19 protein-coding genes are annotated in these 18,172 nt (G+C 71.4%); 6 read left to right on the top strand and 13 right to left on the bottom strand.

Annotated elements, in window-relative coordinates; all coding sequences use genetic code 11:
- Positions 1–125 precede the first annotated feature (125 nt).
- Positions 126–1,232: an FAD-dependent monooxygenase gene (locus tag OG811_RS16400; protein ID WP_406075395.1), complete on the bottom strand. Its 1,107-nt coding sequence runs from the start codon at positions 1,230–1,232 to the stop codon at positions 126–128.
- Positions 1,233–1,537: 305 nt separating this feature from the next.
- Between OG811_RS16400 and OG811_RS16395 the strand changes: the two genes are divergently transcribed.
- Positions 1,538–2,674, top strand: a complete 1,137-nt coding sequence (locus OG811_RS16395; protein ID WP_406075394.1) for a GH12 family glycosyl hydrolase domain-containing protein — start codon at positions 1,538–1,540, stop codon at positions 2,672–2,674.
- Positions 2,675–2,767: 93 nt separating this feature from the next.
- On the opposite strand, the gene OG811_RS16390 is transcribed toward OG811_RS16395, so the two are convergent.
- The 3 genes from OG811_RS16390 to OG811_RS16380 all read right to left on the bottom strand — a co-directional run bounded on the left by OG811_RS16390 (position 2,768) and on the right by OG811_RS16380 (position 4,800).
- Positions 2,768–3,733 (bottom strand): N-acetylmuramoyl-L-alanine amidase, encoded by a 966-nt coding sequence (locus tag OG811_RS16390; RefSeq protein WP_406075393.1) that lies wholly within the window; start codon positions 3,731–3,733, stop codon positions 2,768–2,770.
- The gene (locus tag OG811_RS16385) at positions 3,733–3,885 is read right to left on the bottom strand and encodes a hypothetical protein (RefSeq protein WP_357487762.1); all 153 of its coding nucleotides are present in this window, start codon (positions 3,883–3,885) and stop codon (positions 3,733–3,735) included. The genes OG811_RS16390 and OG811_RS16385 overlap by 1 nt, the downstream gene beginning before the upstream one ends.
- A gap of 126 nt (positions 3,886–4,011) precedes the next feature.
- Positions 4,012–4,800 (bottom strand): aldo/keto reductase, encoded by a 789-nt coding sequence (locus OG811_RS16380; protein WP_406075391.1) that lies wholly within the window; start codon positions 4,798–4,800, stop codon positions 4,012–4,014.
- 174 nt (positions 4,801–4,974) lie between these two features.
- Between OG811_RS16380 and OG811_RS16375 the strand changes: the two genes are divergently transcribed.
- On the top strand, positions 4,975–6,165 hold the full coding sequence (locus OG811_RS16375) for a threonine synthase (protein ID WP_406075760.1): 1,191 nt from the start codon (positions 4,975–4,977) through the stop codon (positions 6,163–6,165).
- A gap of 48 nt (positions 6,166–6,213) precedes the next feature.
- Here the strand turns inward: OG811_RS16375 and OG811_RS16370 are convergent, their stop codons facing one another.
- The 3 genes from OG811_RS16370 to OG811_RS16360 form a co-directional block, all read right to left on the bottom strand.
- The gene (locus tag OG811_RS16370) at positions 6,214–8,010 is read right to left on the bottom strand and encodes a glycoside hydrolase family 15 protein (RefSeq protein ID WP_406075390.1); all 1,797 of its coding nucleotides are present in this window, start codon (positions 8,008–8,010) and stop codon (positions 6,214–6,216) included.
- A gap of 48 nt (positions 8,011–8,058) precedes the next feature.
- Positions 8,059–8,451, bottom strand: a complete 393-nt coding sequence (locus OG811_RS16365; RefSeq protein ID WP_406075388.1) for a cupin domain-containing protein — start codon at positions 8,449–8,451, stop codon at positions 8,059–8,061.
- Between the two features lie 369 nt (positions 8,452–8,820).
- Positions 8,821–9,708, bottom strand: a complete 888-nt coding sequence (locus OG811_RS16360) for a sulfotransferase domain-containing protein (protein WP_406075387.1) — start codon at positions 9,706–9,708, stop codon at positions 8,821–8,823.
- Between the two features lie 91 nt (positions 9,709–9,799).
- Here OG811_RS16360 and OG811_RS16355 point away from each other — a divergent pair, with 91 nt between their 5' ends.
- On the top strand, positions 9,800–10,888 hold the full coding sequence (locus OG811_RS16355; protein WP_406075386.1) for a beta family protein: 1,089 nt from the start codon (positions 9,800–9,802) through the stop codon (positions 10,886–10,888).
- A 7-nt stretch (positions 10,889–10,895) separates the two neighbouring features.
- On the opposite strand, the gene OG811_RS16350 is transcribed toward OG811_RS16355, so the two are convergent.
- Positions 10,896–11,177 (bottom strand): adhesin, encoded by a 282-nt coding sequence (locus OG811_RS16350; RefSeq protein WP_406075384.1) that lies wholly within the window; start codon positions 11,175–11,177, stop codon positions 10,896–10,898.
- A gap of 193 nt (positions 11,178–11,370) precedes the next feature.
- A complete protein-coding gene (locus OG811_RS16345; protein WP_406075382.1) occupies positions 11,371–11,568 on the bottom strand; it encodes a hypothetical protein in 198 nt (65 codons plus the stop codon).
- Positions 11,569–11,754: 186 nt separating this feature from the next.
- Between OG811_RS16345 and dacB the strand changes: the two genes are divergently transcribed.
- On the top strand, positions 11,755–13,338 hold the full coding sequence (gene dacB, locus OG811_RS16340; RefSeq protein ID WP_406075381.1) for a D-alanyl-D-alanine carboxypeptidase/D-alanyl-D-alanine-endopeptidase: 1,584 nt from the start codon (positions 11,755–11,757) through the stop codon (positions 13,336–13,338).
- Positions 13,339–13,383: 45 nt separating this feature from the next.
- Here the strand turns inward: dacB and OG811_RS16335 are convergent, their stop codons facing one another.
- The 3 genes from OG811_RS16335 to OG811_RS16325 all read right to left on the bottom strand — a co-directional run bounded on the left by OG811_RS16335 (position 13,384) and on the right by OG811_RS16325 (position 15,582).
- Entirely contained in the window at positions 13,384–13,713 is a 330-nt protein-coding gene (locus OG811_RS16335) for a hypothetical protein (protein ID WP_406075379.1), read from the bottom strand.
- Positions 13,714–13,826: 113 nt separating this feature from the next.
- On the bottom strand, positions 13,827–14,870 hold the full coding sequence (locus OG811_RS16330; RefSeq protein WP_406075378.1) for a hypothetical protein: 1,044 nt from the start codon (positions 14,868–14,870) through the stop codon (positions 13,827–13,829).
- Between the two features lie 118 nt (positions 14,871–14,988).
- Complete coding sequence (locus OG811_RS16325; RefSeq protein WP_406075376.1) at positions 14,989–15,582, bottom strand: pentapeptide repeat-containing protein; 594 nt, start codon at positions 15,580–15,582, stop codon at positions 14,989–14,991.
- A 97-nt stretch (positions 15,583–15,679) separates the two neighbouring features.
- Between OG811_RS16325 and OG811_RS16320 the strand changes: the two genes are divergently transcribed.
- The gene (locus OG811_RS16320) at positions 15,680–16,912 is read left to right on the top strand and encodes a serine hydrolase domain-containing protein (protein ID WP_406075375.1); all 1,233 of its coding nucleotides are present in this window, start codon (positions 15,680–15,682) and stop codon (positions 16,910–16,912) included.
- A 52-nt stretch (positions 16,913–16,964) separates the two neighbouring features.
- On the top strand, positions 16,965–17,606 hold the full coding sequence (locus tag OG811_RS16315; protein WP_406075374.1) for an NAD(P)-dependent oxidoreductase: 642 nt from the start codon (positions 16,965–16,967) through the stop codon (positions 17,604–17,606).
- 92 nt (positions 17,607–17,698) lie between these two features.
- Here the strand turns inward: OG811_RS16315 and OG811_RS16310 are convergent, their stop codons facing one another.
- Entirely contained in the window at positions 17,699–18,163 is a 465-nt protein-coding gene (locus tag OG811_RS16310) for a PPOX class F420-dependent oxidoreductase (RefSeq protein ID WP_406075373.1), read from the bottom strand.
- Positions 18,164–18,172 lie beyond the last annotated feature (9 nt).

Genomic DNA, 18,172 nt, shown 5'->3' with positions numbered 1-18,172 from the left:
GCCTCCGGTTCTCGGTTGTCCCGCTCGGCACACGCTGGTTATCGGCGGGCCGTCATCCGCAAGGAGGATAGTCCCCGGCAGGTCGCAGCGCCGCGTGGGGTGGCGTGACACGATCTACAACGGGGCTACAGCGGGCCGAGCAGTAGGCGGTAGTGCTCGCCGAAAATTCGGCCGCCGCGTCCACGCAGCAGCGGGTCGCGCAGCGCTGGCGGCACGTCCCTCGTCCGGTTGCGGTCCCGGGTCCGGTCCCGCACCCATCGGGTACGCGGACGGCGACGACTCTCGTACGCCACGAGGGCCGCCTCGACGCCGCCGGCGGCGTGCAGCGACTCAGCCAGCACAACGGCGTCCTCCAGCGCCATGGCCGCGCCCTGGGACAGCGTCGGCGCGGTGGCGTGCGCGGCGTCCCCGACAAGCAGGATCCGCCCCCGGTGCCAACGGCCCAACTCCACCTCGTCGGTGATCCCGACATGCACCTCGTCGAGTGCCGCCAACACCTCGGGCACGGGGCCGCGGTAGTCGGCGAAGAGTTCGCGCAGCCGGGCCAGCGGGTCGGCGGGCTCCTCGGTGCCGGCCTCGTCGGCGTAGAGGTGCAGTCGCCCCCCGCCGATCGGCACCATCAGGAAACCGGAGCGCTGGCCGAGCAGGGCGGTCCACTCGGTGACCGGTGGGCCGTCGCGCAGCACGGCCCGGTAGACCACCTGCCCGACCGGGCGAGGCGGCCCGCCGAGCGCGGCCAGCGCACGGACCGAGGAGCGTGGCCCGTCGGCACCGATGACCAGGTCGTACTCACCGGTGGTGCCGTCGGTGAAGGTGACGCCGACCGTGCTCGGGAGCAGGTCCAGGTTGCGGACCTCAGCGCCGTGCCGAACGGCGCCGCCGGCGCCGCTGAGCAGCACCCGGTGCAGATCGGCCCGGGGCAACGCCCGGCATTCGCCGACGCCGGCCCAGAGGGTGTCGAGGTCGATCTCGCAGAGTTGCACGCCAGCCGCGTCGAAGAACCGCTGCCGCTGGATCACCTGCCCGAGCGGACGGACCGGGTCGTGCAGATCGAGCCCGTGCAGCGCGCGGGCGGCATTGCCGGGCAGGTAGAGACCGGCTTCGGTGGACTCCCCCGGTGGCAGCTTGTCGGTGACGTCGGGTCGGAAGCCCGCCAGGCGCAGCGCCCGGGCCACGGCCAAGCCGGCGATGCCCGCGCCGACGACGAGGATGCGCAGGGGGGAGCCACCCATGGTGGTTAACGCCTCCGGAGGGGGAGCGGCACGCGTTGGAGGCAACACGCTACTCGGAGCGATCGGCGCACACCAGGCCCAATCGGCCCGCCCATAGCCGCTCGTCGGCGGGCCCGCGCCGCTTAGCCGGCCGTCCTCCGTCGCCCGCCCGGCGGGGGAATGGCAATCCTCACAATTCACCAGTTTGACGCGTACGGTTGCGCTGCGGTATCAGGCATGCAAATGTGTCGTTGAGCGTGGGAGCGCTCCCGCACTGCCCCCACCACCGTCCGGCGCCCGGGCACGCGCCGCAGTCAAGGAGCGTCATGAAACGTCCACTTCGGGCTCTGGTCGCCGCCGGCCTGCTGCTCAGCAGCTCGCTCGTCGCCGTAGCGCTCGCCGGCAACGCCTCCGCCGACACCCAGATCTGCGAACAGTACGGCTCGGCCGTCATCCAGAGCCGGTACGTGGTGCAGAACAACCGCTGGGGCACCACCGCCCAGCAGTGCATCAACGTCACCAGCAGCGGCTTCGAGATCACCACGCTGAACGGCAGCAGCCCCACCAACGGGGCGCCCACGGCGTACCCCTCGGTGTTCTTCGGTTGTCACTACACCAACTGCTCCCCCGGCACGAACCTGCCGATCCAGGTGAGCCAGATCAGCAGCGCCAGCAGCAGCATCTCCTACCGCTACGTCAGCGGCGCCACCTACAACGCGTCGTACGACATCTGGCTGGACCCGTCGCCCAAGCGGGACGGGGTGAACCAGATGGAGATCATGATCTGGCTCAACCGGCAGGGCCCGATCCAGCCCATCGGCTCGGTGGTCGGCACGACGAACCTGGCCGGTCGGACCTGGGAGGTCTGGCGGGGCAGCAACGGCTCCAACAACGTCATCTCCTACGTCGCGCCGTCCGCGATCTCCAGCCTGAACTTCAGTGTGCTGGACTTCATCAACGACGTCCGTAACCGGGGCGCGATCACCAACAGCTGGTACCTGACCAGCATCCAGGCCGGTTTCGAGCCCTGGCAGGGCGGCGTCGGCCTGGCGGTGACCTCGTTCTCGGCTGCGGTCAACGGTGGTGGCGGCCCCACCACGCCGCCGCCGACGACTCCTCCGCCCACGACCCCACCGCCGGGCGGTGCCGGGTGCGCGGTGAAGTACACGCCGAACTCGTGGAACAACGGCTTCACCGCCGACGTGCAGATCACCAACACCGGGTCCAGCGCGATCAACGGTTGGACGTTGACCTACAGCCTGCCGAGTGGCCAGCAGGTCACCAACGCCTGGAACGCCACGGTGAGCCAGAGCGGGTCCGCAGTGACCGCGCGGAACGTCAGCCACAACGGTTCCGTCCCACCCGGAGGCACCGCGAGCTTCGGCTACCAGGGCACGTTGAGCGGCTCGTACTCGTCGCCGACCAACTTCTCGCTCAACGGGGCCACCTGCTCCCGCACCTGAGCCGAGAGATCCACTCGGGTTTCGTGAAGTCGGGGCGTCCTCGCACCTGGGACACCCCGACTTCACGGAAGTCGAGTCGATCAGCCGGGGCCGTCAGACGCGGGTGAGGCGTACGGCGTCGGCGATGACCAGGCCGGTGGCGTTGCTCCACCGGCTCACGCCCACCCGGTTGGCGTCACCGGCCGGCAGCGTGAACGTGCCGAGGACCCGCCACTGCCCACCCGTGGCGCGTTGGTCGACGCGCACGGTCTGGTTGCCGACGCTGGTGGCGACGATGTACGGCGCCGCGCTGTTGTAGCCGGAGTTCGCCGGCCACCAGGCCTCGACCCGGTAGGTGGCGGTGGCCGGGACGTTGAACCGGTACCACGCGACGTCGCTGGCGGCGACCGGGTCCGCGTACCGGTAGTCGGCGCCGTATCGCTGCCCGGAGTATGACGACACGCCCCAGTTGGCGCTGGCGGTGAACCGGCCGGCGGTGGTGTTGTCCACCGTGGAGGACCACGCCGTGCCGCCGCCGGCCATCCTCGCCGCCACGTCGGCCCGCATCACGTTCAGGTCGATGAAGGACGGGTCGATCTTGCCGGTGGTGCTGGTCTCCCGGTGCCCTCGGGCATAGCTGCTGTCCCGGCCCAGCCGGGTGAGGACGGCGGCGGTGGCGGCTAGCGACGCGTTGTACTGGGCGGCGGTCATCTCCTGGCTGACGCCGTTGTAGTCGATCTCCCACCCGATCATGAGGGTGTTGCCGTCCCCCGCGGGGATCGGACCGCTGCCGCCGCTGACCCCGGCGTGGTTGCAGCGACCGGCCGAGATGACGTGGAAGACGCCGTTGTAGTCGACGAGCGCCTGGCAGAGCGGGCCGGGCAGGTCGGACCGGCCGTTGATGCAGATGCCGAGCGCCGGGTGCGGGTTGCTGGCGCTGGAGGTCGAGGCGGTGTGGTGCCAGAGCACCCCGATGGGGTCGAAGGAGCCCGGCCGCATCCGGTTGAGCCAGTCGCCCTCGACGACGACCTGGACGCCGGCGGCGCAAAGCACGTCCACGAGCCAGGGAACCGTGGCCATCAGGACTCCCCGAGCAGGTCGGCCAGGCACTCGGCCTTCGGAGCGGCACTCGCGGAGGTGGGTCGGGCGACGACGGTCAGCGCGGCGGCCACCAGGGCGGGGATGCCGAGCACCCCGCGGCGGCGCAGACGGATGGATGGTGATCGGGCCATGGCGATCCTCCAGCGAGGGCGGGTTCGAACGGATCGACGAACGTGATGACGGGGACGCTATACCGTCATGAGCGTCGATGTCGATACCCTTCAATGCCGAGGCGCGAGCTGAAGGAAACCGCCGATTCAGGCGTTGCCGAGCGCGTCGATGTCGCGCATCTCCTCCGCCGTCAGCGAAAAGTGGAAGACGTCGAAGTTGGCGGTGATCCGCTCCGGGGTCACCGACTTCGGGATCGCCACGATCTCGTGGTCGATGTGCCAGCGCAGCACCACCTGCGCCGGGGAGACGCCGTGCGCCCCAGCGATCCTGGTCAGCACCGGGTCACTGAGGTCACTGGTCTTGAACGGGCTGTAACCCTCCAGCACCACGCCCCGATCCCGGAGTTCGGCGTGCCGCTGCCGGTCGTACAACGCCGGACTCCACTCGATCTGGTTGACCGCCGGGTTCTCCTCGGTCGACTGGATCAGCTCGTCGATCTGCCCGGTGCTGTAGTTGCTGACGCCGATCGCCCGGGTGAGGTTCTCGTCCCGGGCGGCCAGCAGTTCGCGCCACAGCGGGATGCTGTCCGCCGACGACGACGGCGGCCAGTGGATCAACCAGAGGTCCACGTGGTCGACGCCGAGCGCCTCCAGGCTGGCCTCCAACGTCGCGCGCTCCTGGCCCACCCGGTTCGACGGGAGCTTGGTGGTGATGAAGACATCCTCACGGCGCAGCCCGCTCTCCTGCACCGCCCGGCCGACCTCCCGCTCGTTTCCGTACATGGTGGCGGTGTCGACGTGCCGGTAGCCGGTGTCGAGCGCGGCCAGCACCGCCTCGTAACCAGCCTGGCCGGTGGCCTGCCAGGTGCCGAAGCCGAGCAGGGGCATCCGCACGTCACCGGGGAGCAGGGCGGCGGGCTGGTCGATGAGGTCCATGTGGTCCGTTCTACCCCGCCGAGCCCCCGGCCGCCTCGCGAACCGGACACTCCGGCACCCAGCGCGCCGCTCCGGTGTGCCGGAGAATGCGGGTGTGACCGCATCGACGGTGCCGGACGGTCCGCCCGGCCAGCGGCAGCCGCGCATCGACGCGGTGTGACGGCGAGGAGCAACGTGTACCTGACCCACCTGGACTGCCCGCGCTGCGGTCGGGAGTACGCGGCCGAGGTGTTGCAGAACCTCTGCGAGTGCGGCTCCCCGCTGCTGGCCCGCTATGACCTGCCGGCCGTGGCGAAGGCGGTCACCCCGGAACACTTCCCGCTGCGCCCGGCCGACCTGTGGCGCTACCGGGAGCTGCTGCCGGTCGGTGACCCACGGCACGTCACGACGCTCGGCGAGGGCTGGACGCCGCTGCTGCGCGCCCCGGCGTACGGCGCCGAGATCGGCATCTCGGACCTGATGGTCAAGGACGAGGGGTTGATCCCGACCGGCTCGTTCAAGGCGCGCGGCGCGGCGGTCGGCGTGAGCCGCGCCCGCGAGCTGGGCGTCGAGCGGATCGCGATGCCCACCAACGGCAACGCCGGGTCGGCCTGGGCCACGTACGCCGCGCGGGCCGGGATGGGTGCGACCATCGTCATGCCGTTGGAGGCGCCGAGCATCTGCCGGCGCGAGTGCGTCGCCGCCGGGGCCGACCTGCGCCTGATCGACGGGCTGATCAGCGACGCCGGTCGGCGGGTGGCCGAGCTGATCGCGGAGTCGAACGGGGCGATCTTCGACGCCGGCACGCTGCGCGAGCCCTACCGGCTCGAGGGCAAGAAGACGATGGGGTACGAGATCGTCGAGCAGCTCGGCTGGCAGGCGCCCGACGTGATCGTGTACCCGACGGGCGGCGGTGTCGGTCTCATCGGCATCCACAAGGCGCTGCACGAGCTGCGCGAGCTGGGCTGGATCGGCGACAAGCTGCCTCGGTTGGTGGCGGTGCAGTCGACCGGCTGCGCGCCGATCGTTCGGGCGTTCGCCGCCGGTGCAGACCGGGCCGAGCCGTGGGTGGACGCGCACACGGTGGCGTTTGGAATCACCGTGCCGGCGCCGCTGGGCGACGAGCTGATCCTGACGGCGCTGCGGGAGTCCGCCGGCACAGCCGTCGCCGTCGACGACGCGGACATCCTGGCCGACCTTCGGGACTTCGCAGCCCGGGAGGGGCTGCTGCTCTGCCCGGAGGGGGCGGCCTGCCTGACCGCGGCGCGGCAGCTGCGCGCCAGCGGGTGGATCCGGGCCGGCGAGCGGGTGGTGGTGCTCAACACCGGCGCTGGGCTGAAGTATCCGGACACGGTCGACGTGTCCGGCGTACCCCTGCTGGTGTGAGACGGCGGGCACCCCGCGGACCCTGCGGTCCGTGGGGTGCCCCGACGGTCAGTAGCTGTCCGGCTCGGTCAACCGCCAGGCCGCGTTGATCAGCCCGACGTGGGAGAGCGCCTGCGGGGTGTTGCCGAGCTGGTCCCCGGTCCGCAGGTCGATCTGCTCGCTGAACAGGCCCACGTCGTTGGCGTATCCCGCCACCCGCTCGAACAGCGCCTCGGCTCGCTGCGACTCACCCGCCATGACCAGGCACTCCACCAGCCAGAACGAGCACATCAGGAATCCGGCCGGGTCCGTTGACCACCGCCGCAGCAGCCCGTCGTCGGTCCCCAACTCCCGCTCGACCATCGCCATGGTCGAACGCATTCGCGGATCGGTCGCGGGCAGGAAGTGCGCCACCGGCAGGATCAACGCCGAGGCGTCCAGCTCCGCCGAGCCGAACGCGCCGGTGAACGCCCCGATCCGGTCGTTCCACCCCTCGCGCAGCACCGCGTCGCGGATCTCGTCGCGCACCCCGGCCCAGCGACGCGGTTCGGCCCGTTCACCGAGCCGGTCAGCGAGCCCCACCGCCAGGTCCAGCGTCTGCCAACAGATCACCTTGGACGACAGGTAGTGGCGCTCCTCGCCCCGGGTCTCCCACATACCCCGGTCCGGCAGCTGCCACGTCGCGACCACCTGCTCGGTCAGCCCGAGCACCATCTCCTGCAACTCGCCCTCGAACGTCGCGCCGAGGTAGTCACGCAGCTGCCACACCGCCGATATCACCTCACCCGGCACGTCGAGCTGCCGCTGCAGCCAGGCGTCATTACCGATCCGGACCGGCCTGCTGTCGCGGTATCCGCGCAGGCGGCAGTGGTGCTCAGAGATGTCACGCTCGCCCTCGAGCCCGAAGAGCACCGGCACCGGGTCGTCGCCGATCCGGCCGATGGACCGGGTCGCCCAGGCAAACAATCGCGACGCCTCGTCGGGGCAGGCCGCCACCCAGAGCGCGCGCATCGTCAACGAGAAGTCCCGCAGCCAGGAGTAGCGGTAGTCGTAATTGCGGTCGCCGCCGATCCGCTCCGGCAGCGAGGTGGTCAGCGCCGCGGCCACCGCGCCGCTGCGGGCGTACGTGAGTCCGGTCAGGACCGTCGCGCTCTGTCGGACGAGATCGGGATACCGGCCGGAATACCGATGCGACTCCCGGTACGCCTCCCACGCCCGCACCGTCTCGGCGAGCGTGGCGACCGGGTCCAGCCGGGCCGGTGGGTCGCCGTACGCCGCACCGAACGCCACGTCCATCCCGACCACCTGACCGGCGGACACCTCGAACTCGTGGGTCACCCGGTCGATGCCCGCCCGCAGGCGCAGACCGTCGGCGTGCAGCACCAGCACCACCGGCCCGGCGCCGGCCAGCACCCCGCCGTCCGGCTGCTCATGCAGGTACGGCGTGAGCAGGCCATACTCCGGCCGGGGCGCGAAGTCCAGGGCCATCCGGACCCGCCCGGACAATCCCTCGACAACCCGGATCAGCACGGCGGGCGAGTTCATGCCCAGCTCGTGGGCGCGGGCACCCACCTGGGCCGCGAGCGCGTCGGTGACCGCCACGCTGCCGTGCGGGGTGTGGTGCACCGTGCGCAGCACCAGCGTGTCCGGTCGGTACGCGCGCTCCACCCGGCACCCCGGGCCGCCGACACCGACCGGGGCCAGCCGGAAGTGCCCGGCTCTCGGGTCGAGCAGCCGGCCGAACACGGAGGCCCCATCGAACCGGTGTGGGCACCACCAGTCGATCGAGCCGTCCTTGCCGACCAGGGCACCCGAACGGGAGTCCGAGAGAAACCCGTAGTCGGAGATCGCCGGCTGCTGCTCCACCCGCCGCGGGTACCCGCGGCGGCCCGGATCAGACCGCGGCGGGCATGGTCACTCGGTCGGTGGCTCGTCCTCGCCCGCCGCCTCGGCCGCGTCGGCCTCTTCCTTGGTCTTGTGTACGGCCTTGTCGGCGTGCTCCGGCGGCCCGTAGACGGTGTACAGCACCAGCGGGTTGGGGCCGGTGTTGACGAAGTTGTGCTTGGTGCCCGCGGGCACCACGACCAGGTCGCCCGCGACGACCTTCCGCTTCGCACCGGCAACCCGGGCCTCACCGACGCCACTGACGAAGGTCAGGATCTGGTCGATGTTTTCGTGCACCTCTTCGCCGATCTCCCCATCGGCGGGGATGGTCATGATGACCAGCTGGGTGTGCTCACCGGTCCACAGCACCCGCCGGAAATCCGGACTCTTTTCGGCGACAGTCGCGATCGTGAAATGCTCCATGCCCACGCTCATACCCCGTTCGACGAGGCGTCACGCCGGGACTCGCAGATGGTGGAATTCCCCACGGTCGGCAGGTTTGGATCTGCGCGGACCGGGGATCGACAACGCTGACCGGCGCGAACGGCCGGTCGAGCCAGGTCCCCGCTGGCGTACCGCCGAACGGCTGCGGTGGTGGGAGACGGCCAGAGCACGGCGACGTTCCGACCACGGTCGAAACGGCGCCGTGCGCTCTTGTAGGCGGCAACGCCGCGCGCCAGGCCCCGCGATCTTGCAGTTGCTGCCTCGACGTAAGGGGCAATTCCACACATCTCGGCGACCGGAACTGCAAGATCGGCGCGGCGCGGCGCGGCGCGGCGCGGCGCGGCGTTTTTAGCGGTGCAGCCAGGTGAGCAGGTCGGGCGGGGCCAGCGTCGCCGTGCGCTCCTGGTAGCGGGCCTGCGCGGCCGTGTCGAGCAGCTTGCGCCCCTGCCCCGAGCCGCCCTGGCGGAAGAACGCCCGACGGTCACGCAGCACGCCGAGTGTGTCCGGGGCGAGCCGGTCGGCGCGCTCCCGCATCCGACCGAAGGTGGCCGCCTCGACCAGCTCGGGCCAGCGTTCGGGAGAGACCGTGATGCCCCACCGGCCGGCGAGCCGGCGCATCTCACCGCCCAGGTCGGCCAGCAGGTCGTCGTAGTGCACCAACTCGACGTTCGGCTCGTGCCGGCGGGCCCAGGCGTCGCTCAGGTGCACCAGCACCCCGGGCAGCGAATCCAGTTCGGCGCGCGGGTCCACCTCCCGGTCGACCCACCTCGGCAGCCACTGCTCCACCGGTTGGCGTGCCTGGGGCGGCCCGGTCGGAGCGGGCTGACCGGTCAGCTCGGCGAGGCGCACCCGGTCCAGGTTGCCGGCCTGGTGATAGAGGGAAACCGCCATGTCCAGCGGGTGCCGGGCCACCACCACGTAGTGCACCCGGGGGTCGAGCGGCACCCCGTCCAGCGGGGTGTGCGTCTTGATGAACCGCCGGTGTGGCTGCGCGGCGAGCCGGTCGTACACCTCGTCCTGCGGCTCGGCCAACCAGTCCAGCCACGGCGACAGCACGGTCAGCGGCGCCGGCAACTCCGGAGTGCCCAGCACCAGGAGCGCGCAGATCATCTGCATCCAGGTGGTGCCGCTCTTGGACCGGGTGCTGATCACGATGTCACCCTCGCGGAACGGGAATCCGATCCACCGGGCGCTGTCCTCGTCGTCGGAGCGGTATCGATGAGCCGGCGTGAGCATCGGAGGATGGTAGTCGCCGAGCGGACAGCCGAGCAGCCGAATTCCGACCCGACAGCCTTTTACACATGTACATACCTGGCTAGATTGAATTATGGTGCCCGCCCACGGGGGCCGGGCGGCGGAACCGGTCTACCGCCCCATCCTCGCCAGCCGACGAGGCGAGCTGGATGCCTTGAGCCACCTCGACCCCGCAGCGGCCGCCCTGATCGCCCCGATCCTGGAGATCGGCGCGATCAACCGATCCACGATCGACACTGTTCGCCGGCTGCCACCCGGGCTGCTGCCGGCCGTCGACGTCAGCGCTCTGCCCGACACCCCGGAGGCGGAACTGACCCGGTGGGGCGTACCGCTGATGCCGGTGATCGGGCTCGCGGAAAGCGACCACCGGCTGGTCGCGCACGGCGCAGCGGCGCGCGCGTGCGGTCGCCGGGCGTTGGTCCGTCTGCGGGCCGGCCAGGACCGGGCCGGGTCGGACGCGAGCACCGCCGCCGTGGAACGGATCTGGCGATTGACCGACCTCACCCCCGAGGAGTGCGACCTGCTGGTGGACGCGGGGGACGTGTGCTGCCCGGCGGACGTGCGGGCGGCCGAGCCCCGGGTACGCCACCTGCTGGACTGGGCGCGCCGGCACGCCTGGCGGTCGGTGACGGTCGCGGCGGGCGGGATGCCGCCGACGCTGTCCCGGCTGCCCACCGACGAGCCGATCCAGCTCGATCGGTGGGACTGGCAGCTCTGGCAACGGCTGGCCGACACCGGGGTCGACTACGGCGACTACGGCGTCCGCCCGGCCGTGCCCGGCACCGGTGACCCCGGCGCCAAACTGCCCACCGTGCGGTACACCGACGACGGCAGCTGGTGGATCTACCGCTGGGCGCGGCGGGGCGGCAGGGGCGACGACCGGGTCGCCGACCTGTGTCGCACGCTGGTCTCGGCGCCGCACTGGCCGAGCTCCGGCGCGGCCTTCTCCTGGGGCGACCATGAGCTGCTGCGCCGGGCTCGCAGGGGCGCCGGTGCCGGCTCGGCCGCCAACTGGGCGGCGTGGAGCACCTCGCACCACCTGGCGCACGTGCTGACCACGCTGTTTCGACCGAGCGGTGACGCCGCCCCCGAGTGGCGGCCGAGGCCGGACCCACCGCAACGGGGACGACCGCGCGGCGGCATGAGCCGCCGAGCGGGCTGAGCCTCGCCTACTGCCGCTCGGTGAAGCCGAACTGGATGATGCCCTCGTCGTCGACGGTGGCGTCCACCGACGCGTCACCGAGCAACTCAGCGGCGTCCTCGTCCAGGAAGATCCGGGCACCCTGGTTGTCGACCACACGGTCGCCCTGCACCGGCTCGGGCACCAACTCCACGGTCAGCGAGCCGGCCTCGGTGTCGGCGGCGATGCGCACTCCGCCGTCCTGGGCGACGTCCTGCTGGTTGGCGAGGTCACGAATGACGAGCACGGCGTTGTCGGTCATGGTGAGCATTGGCGGAACTCCTCGTGGATTCTCGGCTCGCGGTCGGATATCGCGCAGACCGGACAGTCGGCCCGCGTACGAGCAAACGTGAGAGGCGGCAGGAGGGGCGAACGGTCGTCGCCGTCGCATCGGATCGGGGCAGCTGACGGCCCCGTCATACCCACCGTGCCCGCTGGCGGACCATCCGTCAAATAGAGCCGGGTCAGTCGAGAGCGGCGGCGGGGGCCAGCCAGGCGCGAATATCGTTGACCGCCGCGCGGTCGGCCCGGTTGGCTCCGATCGTGCTGGCCGAGGGGCCGTACCCGACCAGGTGAACCCGCTCGTCGGCGAGGATCACGTCCGCCGGCACGAACCGCCCGTCCGCCCAGACCACCCCGTCGGGTGTGATCCTCTCGAACATGGGTAGCCGGTCGAGGACGCCACGCTGCCGGCCCGGGTGGTCCAGCGGTCCTGGTCGGTGTGCACGTCCAGCCGCCCGCCCGGGCGGAAGTGCACTGCGCGGACCCGCACCGCCGACGTAGCCAGGTGGCAGAAACTTTCGCCTGGGCCCCTTTTCCGGCGAATACCTTCGTGGCAGCATCAGCGCATGCATCGCCGTCACTTTCCCCGGGCCCTCGCGCTGCTCGCGCTGGTCGCCACCGCGGCCACCGCCGGCGCGCCCGGTGCCACGGCCGAGTCGCCCACCCCCGCGACGACCCGACTGCACGCCACCATCGACACGATTCTCGCCGACACCCGGCTTGCCGGCGCGCAGGCGTCGGTGGTCGTGGTCGACACCAGCACAGGCCAGACGCTCTACGACCGCAACGGTGACCGTCGGCTGATCCCCGCCTCCAACACCAAGCTGCTGACCTCGACGGCGGCCCTCGAGCTGCTCGGCCCGGGGCACCGCTTCACCACCGACGTACGAGCCACCGGTAAGCGTCGCGCGGGCCTGCAATCCGGCAACCTCTATCTCCGCGGTGGAGGTGACCCCACCATGCTCGCCGCCGACTACGACGCGCTCGCCGCGCAGGTCGCCGCCGACGGCATCCGGGTGATCACCGGCGATCTGGTCGCCGACGACACCCGCTACGACCGCACCCGACTCGGCCCCGACTGGACCTGGGACGACGAGCCCTACTACTACGCCGCCCAGGTCTCCGCGCTGACCGTAGCCCCGGACACCGACTATGACGCGGGCACCGTGATCGTGCAGGCCGCCCCGGCCAGCCGGGTCGGCGCACCGCCGGTGGTCAGCACCATTCCACCCACCGGGTACGTCCGCATCGACAACCGCGCCGAGACGGTCACCGAGGGTGAGACCTCGATCTCGATCGAACGCGAACACGGCAGCAACACCGTCGTGGTGACCGGCCAGATCGCCGTCGGCGACGGGCCCGCCAGCGACTGGGTGACCGTCTGGGAGCCCACCGGCTACGCGGCTGACGTGTTCCGGGCGGCGCTGCACCGGCACGGCGTCCGGGTGCTCGGCCGGACCGTGCTCGGCCAGCCCACCCCGGAGGCGGCCCAGCCGGTGGCGCGGCACAACTCGATGAGCCTGGGTGATCTGATGACGCCGTTCCTCAAGCTCTCCAACAACGGCCATGCCGAGGTGTTGACCAAGGAGATCGGGCGGGTGCTCACCGGCTCGGGCACCTGGACGGCCGGACTGACCGCGATCAGCGAGTACGTGGCCGACACCGGAATGGACACCGGAAAGCTGCGCCAACGCGACGGCTCAGGGCTGTCCCGGCGCAATCTGGTCCCCGCGACGGAGTTCGTCGACCTGCTGAGCACCGTCCGCGCCGAACCGTGGTTCGCCACCTGGTACGCGGCGTTGCCGATCGCCGGGCAACCCGAGCGGTTCGTCGGCGGGACCCTGCGCAGCCGGATGGCCGGCACTCCGGCGGCGGGCAACGTGCACGCGAAGACCGGCAGTCTGACCGGTGTCTCCGGGCTCTCCGGCTACGTCACCACCGCCGACGGCCGGCTGTTGGCGTTCTCCATCCTGCTGAACAACTACCTGACCGCGTCGGTCAAGTCGTTGGAGGACCAAATCGCTGTGGCGCTGGCCGGATACCGCGAGGGCGGTGCGAGGGCGGCACGGGTGGCACCGCCGGCGGTGCCGGAGACGCCTCGCACCCCGGAGGGCGTCGAGTGCTCGTGGGTCAAGCCGATCACCTGCTGAACGGCGGCCGGGAGGCGCAGGTGCGCCTCCCGGCCGGACGCGCGCTCAGGCCGGACGGTCCGGTGGGGGGACCACCGCCGTCGGGTCACCGCGCTCGATGAGCGCGGCGATCTCAGCGGCCCGCAGGCCACGCAGCGCCAGCACCCGGGTGCCCCAGCGGTGCAGGCGACACGGGTGCGGACTGGCGTCGTTGCGGCAGACCACTCCCCCTGACCAGCGCCGGGGCGCGTGCACCACCACCGCCCGGACCGCGAACTGGGTGTCCTCGCCTGTCACGTACGGCGGCAGGGGGATGTCGCGGAGCACCTCCCCGGACGCCTCACCGGCACCGGACGAAGCTGCGCCATGGACGCGGTGGGCAGTACTGCTACTCATCTCCGCTGCCTCCACACTGGATGGTCGGATGGGGACAGCAGAAAGTTACGACTTCCTCGACCGTGTGCGACGGACAAACTGTCCCGCTGTGCGATCACACAGCGATCGGCCGGTCAGCGCACCGCCACGGCCTGGAGGCCGACGTTGCCGCAGTGCGGGGTGAAGGTCTTCTCGACGGTCCAGGTCAGCAGCAGTCGGGCACCCTTCGGCAGCGTGAACCGGATGGTGAACTGGGCGCTCTGACTGTTGTACGGATCCTCCAGCACCGCGGTGCTGGCGGGCCCACCGGTGGACAGCCGCGCCTTCAGGCGCCCCCGGGCCATCCAGATGCCGCCGTAGAGCTGAACCGTGCGTGGCTCACCGCTGCCGGCGACAGCGAGGGTGAACCCGTTGCCGGCACCGCAGGTGTAGATGCCGTTGGAGCTGCCGTTCGTCGACCGATCCGGCGAGCCGTCGGACCAGCGGACGTATTCCTGGTTGCCGTCCCAACCGACCCGGGTCCCGGCGCCACCCCCGTCGATGATCTCCCCGGAACCGGAGCGCTTGCGGACCGTCGAGTTGCCGCCATGCTCCCCCCAGTGCATCCAGTCCCGGGTGCCCACGGCGGTCAGGTCGACCTCGGCGGGCATCTCCCCCCGGCTCACCGACAACACCGGCGACGACTCGGGCGACACCGGCGGCGGGGCGGGTGCGCTGGCCGACGGAGTGGGTTCAGGCGAGGGTGGGCGCTGACGCGGACGCAGGCCGGGCAACGCCGGCCCGGCCTCGCCGGTGCGCCCGTCGACAGCCGGGAGACCGGTGGAACGGGCGACCCCGGCCGGCACGCCGCCCGGACCGGCCTGGTGGCCGTCGGAATCGGGATCGGACCGGCTGCTGACGTACGAGATCAACGCGACCAGGCAGACGAGGACGACGACCCCCTCCACCGCCCAACGTCGCCGCTGCCGGGCACGGGCGACCCGGCGCAGCGCGGTGCGGGTCTGCCCGGCGGTGACGGCACGCGGACCGCGCCTCGCCGGTCCGTCCGGCGGCGCGTCCCCAGCACCCGAATCAGAGCGCGTGCGGTCTTCGTCCGCCACCGACTCCTCCAACTCCGCCGCCCGGCCGTCATCGATCGCCGCGGATCGCACCGTCCACTGTGGGTCGTGTGTCTGCACCGACGTGGACGACACGCTAGATCCGGACTGCCTGATGTGTCCAGCCCGCAACCGGACGGCATCGGACAGCTCGGCATGCTCGGACGGGGACTTCGATGGACCGGAAACGCTTCTCCCGTCAGCCGATCCGGAAGCCGAGCAACTGCGCGATGACCACGGCCTGCTCGAGGTCGACGATGGCGCCGGCCCGCTCGACAGCCGTCGGGTCGAGCGCGGTCAGATCGCTGCCGCGCAGGTCGGCGCCGCCAAGCCGGACGTTGAGCAACTGCGCGCCGGAGAGATCGACACCCGTGACCGTAGCGCCGGTGAGATTGGCCCTGGTCAGGTCCACCTCGCGCATCCGCACCCCGGTCAGCCGGACGCCCCGCAGGTCGGCGCCGGGCAGAGCGGCGAAGGACCAGTCACCGCCGTCCACCGTCAACGGACGCAGGTCGCAGTCGACGAAGGTGCTGCCGACCAGCTTGCACCCGGTGAACTCGGCCTCGAAGAAGTTGCACCGCCGAAAGACGCAGCGGGTGAAGGCGGAATCGACGTGCCGGGAGGCGTTGAACAGAACGTTGCCGAACGTGCATCCGGTGAAGACCGCCCCTCGGCTCACCGCCTCGGTCAGGTCCACGTCGAAGAACTCGCAACCCACGTAGTGCCGGTCGGTCAACTCCTCGCCGTACCAGTCGTCGTTGCGAAAGGTCACGTCCTCGGTCAACTCCGGCATTCGGCCAGGCTAGTGGGCGCCGCCGACAGCCCACAGCCGGTGCGGCTGGTGGCGGCCCCCTTCCGGTACGGGCGTACCGCCGAGTAGGTTCGGCGACGTGAGTGTGGCTCGGAGCAAGGACCCGGATCAGATCGGTTTCGACCCGGCGCGGTTGGCGCGGATCGACGAGCACTTCGGCCGGTACGTCGACGACGGCAGGCTGGCTGGCTGGCAGGTGGTGGTCACCCGTCGCGGCGAGGTGGCGCACTCCTCGACGTACGGGCTGCGGGACCGGGAGTCGGGCGCACCGGTCGAGGCCGACACGCTCTGGCGGATCTACTCGATGACCAAGCCGGTCACCTCGGTCGCGGCGATGATGCTGTGGGAAGAGGGCCGGTTCGAGCTGACCGACGAGATCAGCCGCTGGCTGCCGGAGTTCGCCGACCTGCGGGTCTACTCCAAGGGGTCGGCGCTCAAGCCGTACACCGTGCCGGCGATCGAGCCGATCCGGGTCTGGCACCTGCTCACCCACACCGCCGGCCTGACGTACGGCTTCATGCAGACCTCGGTCGTCGACGGCCTCTACCGAGCCGCCGGCTACGACCTGTACCCGCCGGCGGACGTCGACCTGGCGAGCGCCTGCGCGGCCTTCGGCGAGCTGCCGCTGCTGTTCCAGCCCGGCTCCGCCTGGGGCTACTCGGTCGCCACCGACGTGCTCGGCCGGCTGGTCGAGGTGGTCTCCGGGCAGAGCCTCGACGCGTTCTTCGCCGACCGGATCTTCGGCCCGCTGGGCATGACCGACACCCGTTGGTGGGTGGACGGCGACGAGGCCGAGCGGCTGGCCGCGCTCTACGTACCGGACCCGCGCAGCGGCCGGGCCGTCCGTTACGACAGTCTCGGGGCGCTCGCATTCCGCAAGCCCGCCCTGCTGTCCGGCGGTGGCGGTCTGATCTCCAGCGCCGCTGACTACCACCGCTTCACCCAGTTGCTGCTGCGCGGCGGCGAGTTGGACGGGGTTCGGCTGCTCGGGCCGCGCACGGTGCGGTTCATGGCCCGCAACCACCTGCCTGGAGGTCAGGACCTGGGCACTCTGTCCACCGGCGGCTTCGCCGAGACGACCCTGGACGGGATCGGCTTCGGCCTCGGCTTCGCGGTGGTCGACGACCCGATCCCCAGCCGGGTGCCGAGCAGCGTCGGCGAGTACTACTGGGGTGGGGTGGCCAGCACCGCGTTCTGGGTGGACCCGGCCGAGGAGGTCACCGCGCTCCTGTTCACCCAGCTGATGCCGTCGAGCACGTACCCGCTGCGCTCCCAGCTGCGCCAACTCGTCTACGCCGCCCTGGTCGACTGACGGGATCGTCGTTCCACCGGCGGGCGGCTGGCCCAGTCCCTAGCCTGGGCTGGTGAGCACCATCGTCGTGTTTGGCGCGGGCGGCACCGCCGGGTCGCGGATCACCGCCGAGGCGGTCGACCGGGGGCACCGGGTGATCGCCGCCGTCCGCCGCCCGGAGGCCACCTCGTACCTGCCGGCCGGGGTGCGGACGGTCACCGGCGACGCGACCAGCGAGAAGAGCGTCCGGGAGCTGGCGCCGGACGCGGACGCGCTGGTCGTGGCGATCGGCGGCGGCGGGCGCGAGCTGTGGCGGGACGCGGCGGAGAACCTGGTGACCACGCTGCGCGGGATGCCGGCGGCGCCGCGGATCATCCACCTGGGCGGCGGGTCGACCCTGCTCACCCCGCGTGGCATCCGCTTCCTGGACGAGCCGGACTTCCCGGAACAGTATCGGGACTCGGCGCTGGGCCAGGCTGACGCCCTGGACTACTACCGCACCGCCGCCGATGGGGTGAGCTGGACCTACGTGTCGCCGCCTCCGCTGGAGTTCCACCCCGGCGAGCGCACCGGGCACTACCGCACCGGCACCGACCAGCCGGTCACCGACGACCAGGGCCGTTCGGTGTTGACGTACGAGGACCTGGCGGTGGCGATCGTCGACGAGATCGAGCAGCCGCGGCACCAGAACGCGCGGTTCACCGCCGCGTACTGACCACCCTTCCGCGGCGCTGTCGCCGGCCGCGCCCCATATCTGGGGCAACTCGACAGCAAGCCAATCGCTCCCCAGGGGCCACGCGCCAACCGTCAGTCGGCGAGCCGGGCGGGAAAGCCTCCGGTGGCGATCGGGCCCCAGGCGTCGATGGTGACCCGGATCAGCGACTTGCCCTGACGAACCATCGCCGCCCGGTAGTCATCCCAGTCCGGGTGCTCGCCGGAGATGCTGCGGAAGTACTCGACCAGCGGCTCCAGCGCCTCGGGCAGGTCGAGCACCTCGGCGGTGCCGTCGATCTGCACCCAGGGCCCGTCCCAGTCGTCGGAGAGCACACAGGCCGAGACCCGCGGGTCGCGGCGAATGTTGGTCACCTTGGCCCGCTCCGGGTAGGTGGAGACGACCAGCCGGCCCTGGCCGTCCACGCCGGCGGAGACCGGGGAGGACTGGGGGCGACCGTCCGCCCGGGTGGTCATCAGCACGACGCGGTGTCGCGGCCGGAGGAAGTCGAGCAGGTTGTCCCGGTCGACCCGGGTGTTCTTCGCGATGCTGCGCGCCATCACTCTTTC

This window comes from Micromonospora sp. NBC_01638 (genome assembly GCF_045209745.1).
Lineage (GTDB): Bacteria > Actinomycetota > Actinomycetes > Mycobacteriales > Micromonosporaceae > Micromonospora.
Note: the sequence above shows the minus strand (reverse complement) of the source record. Positions and strands in the feature narration are given on the sequence as shown.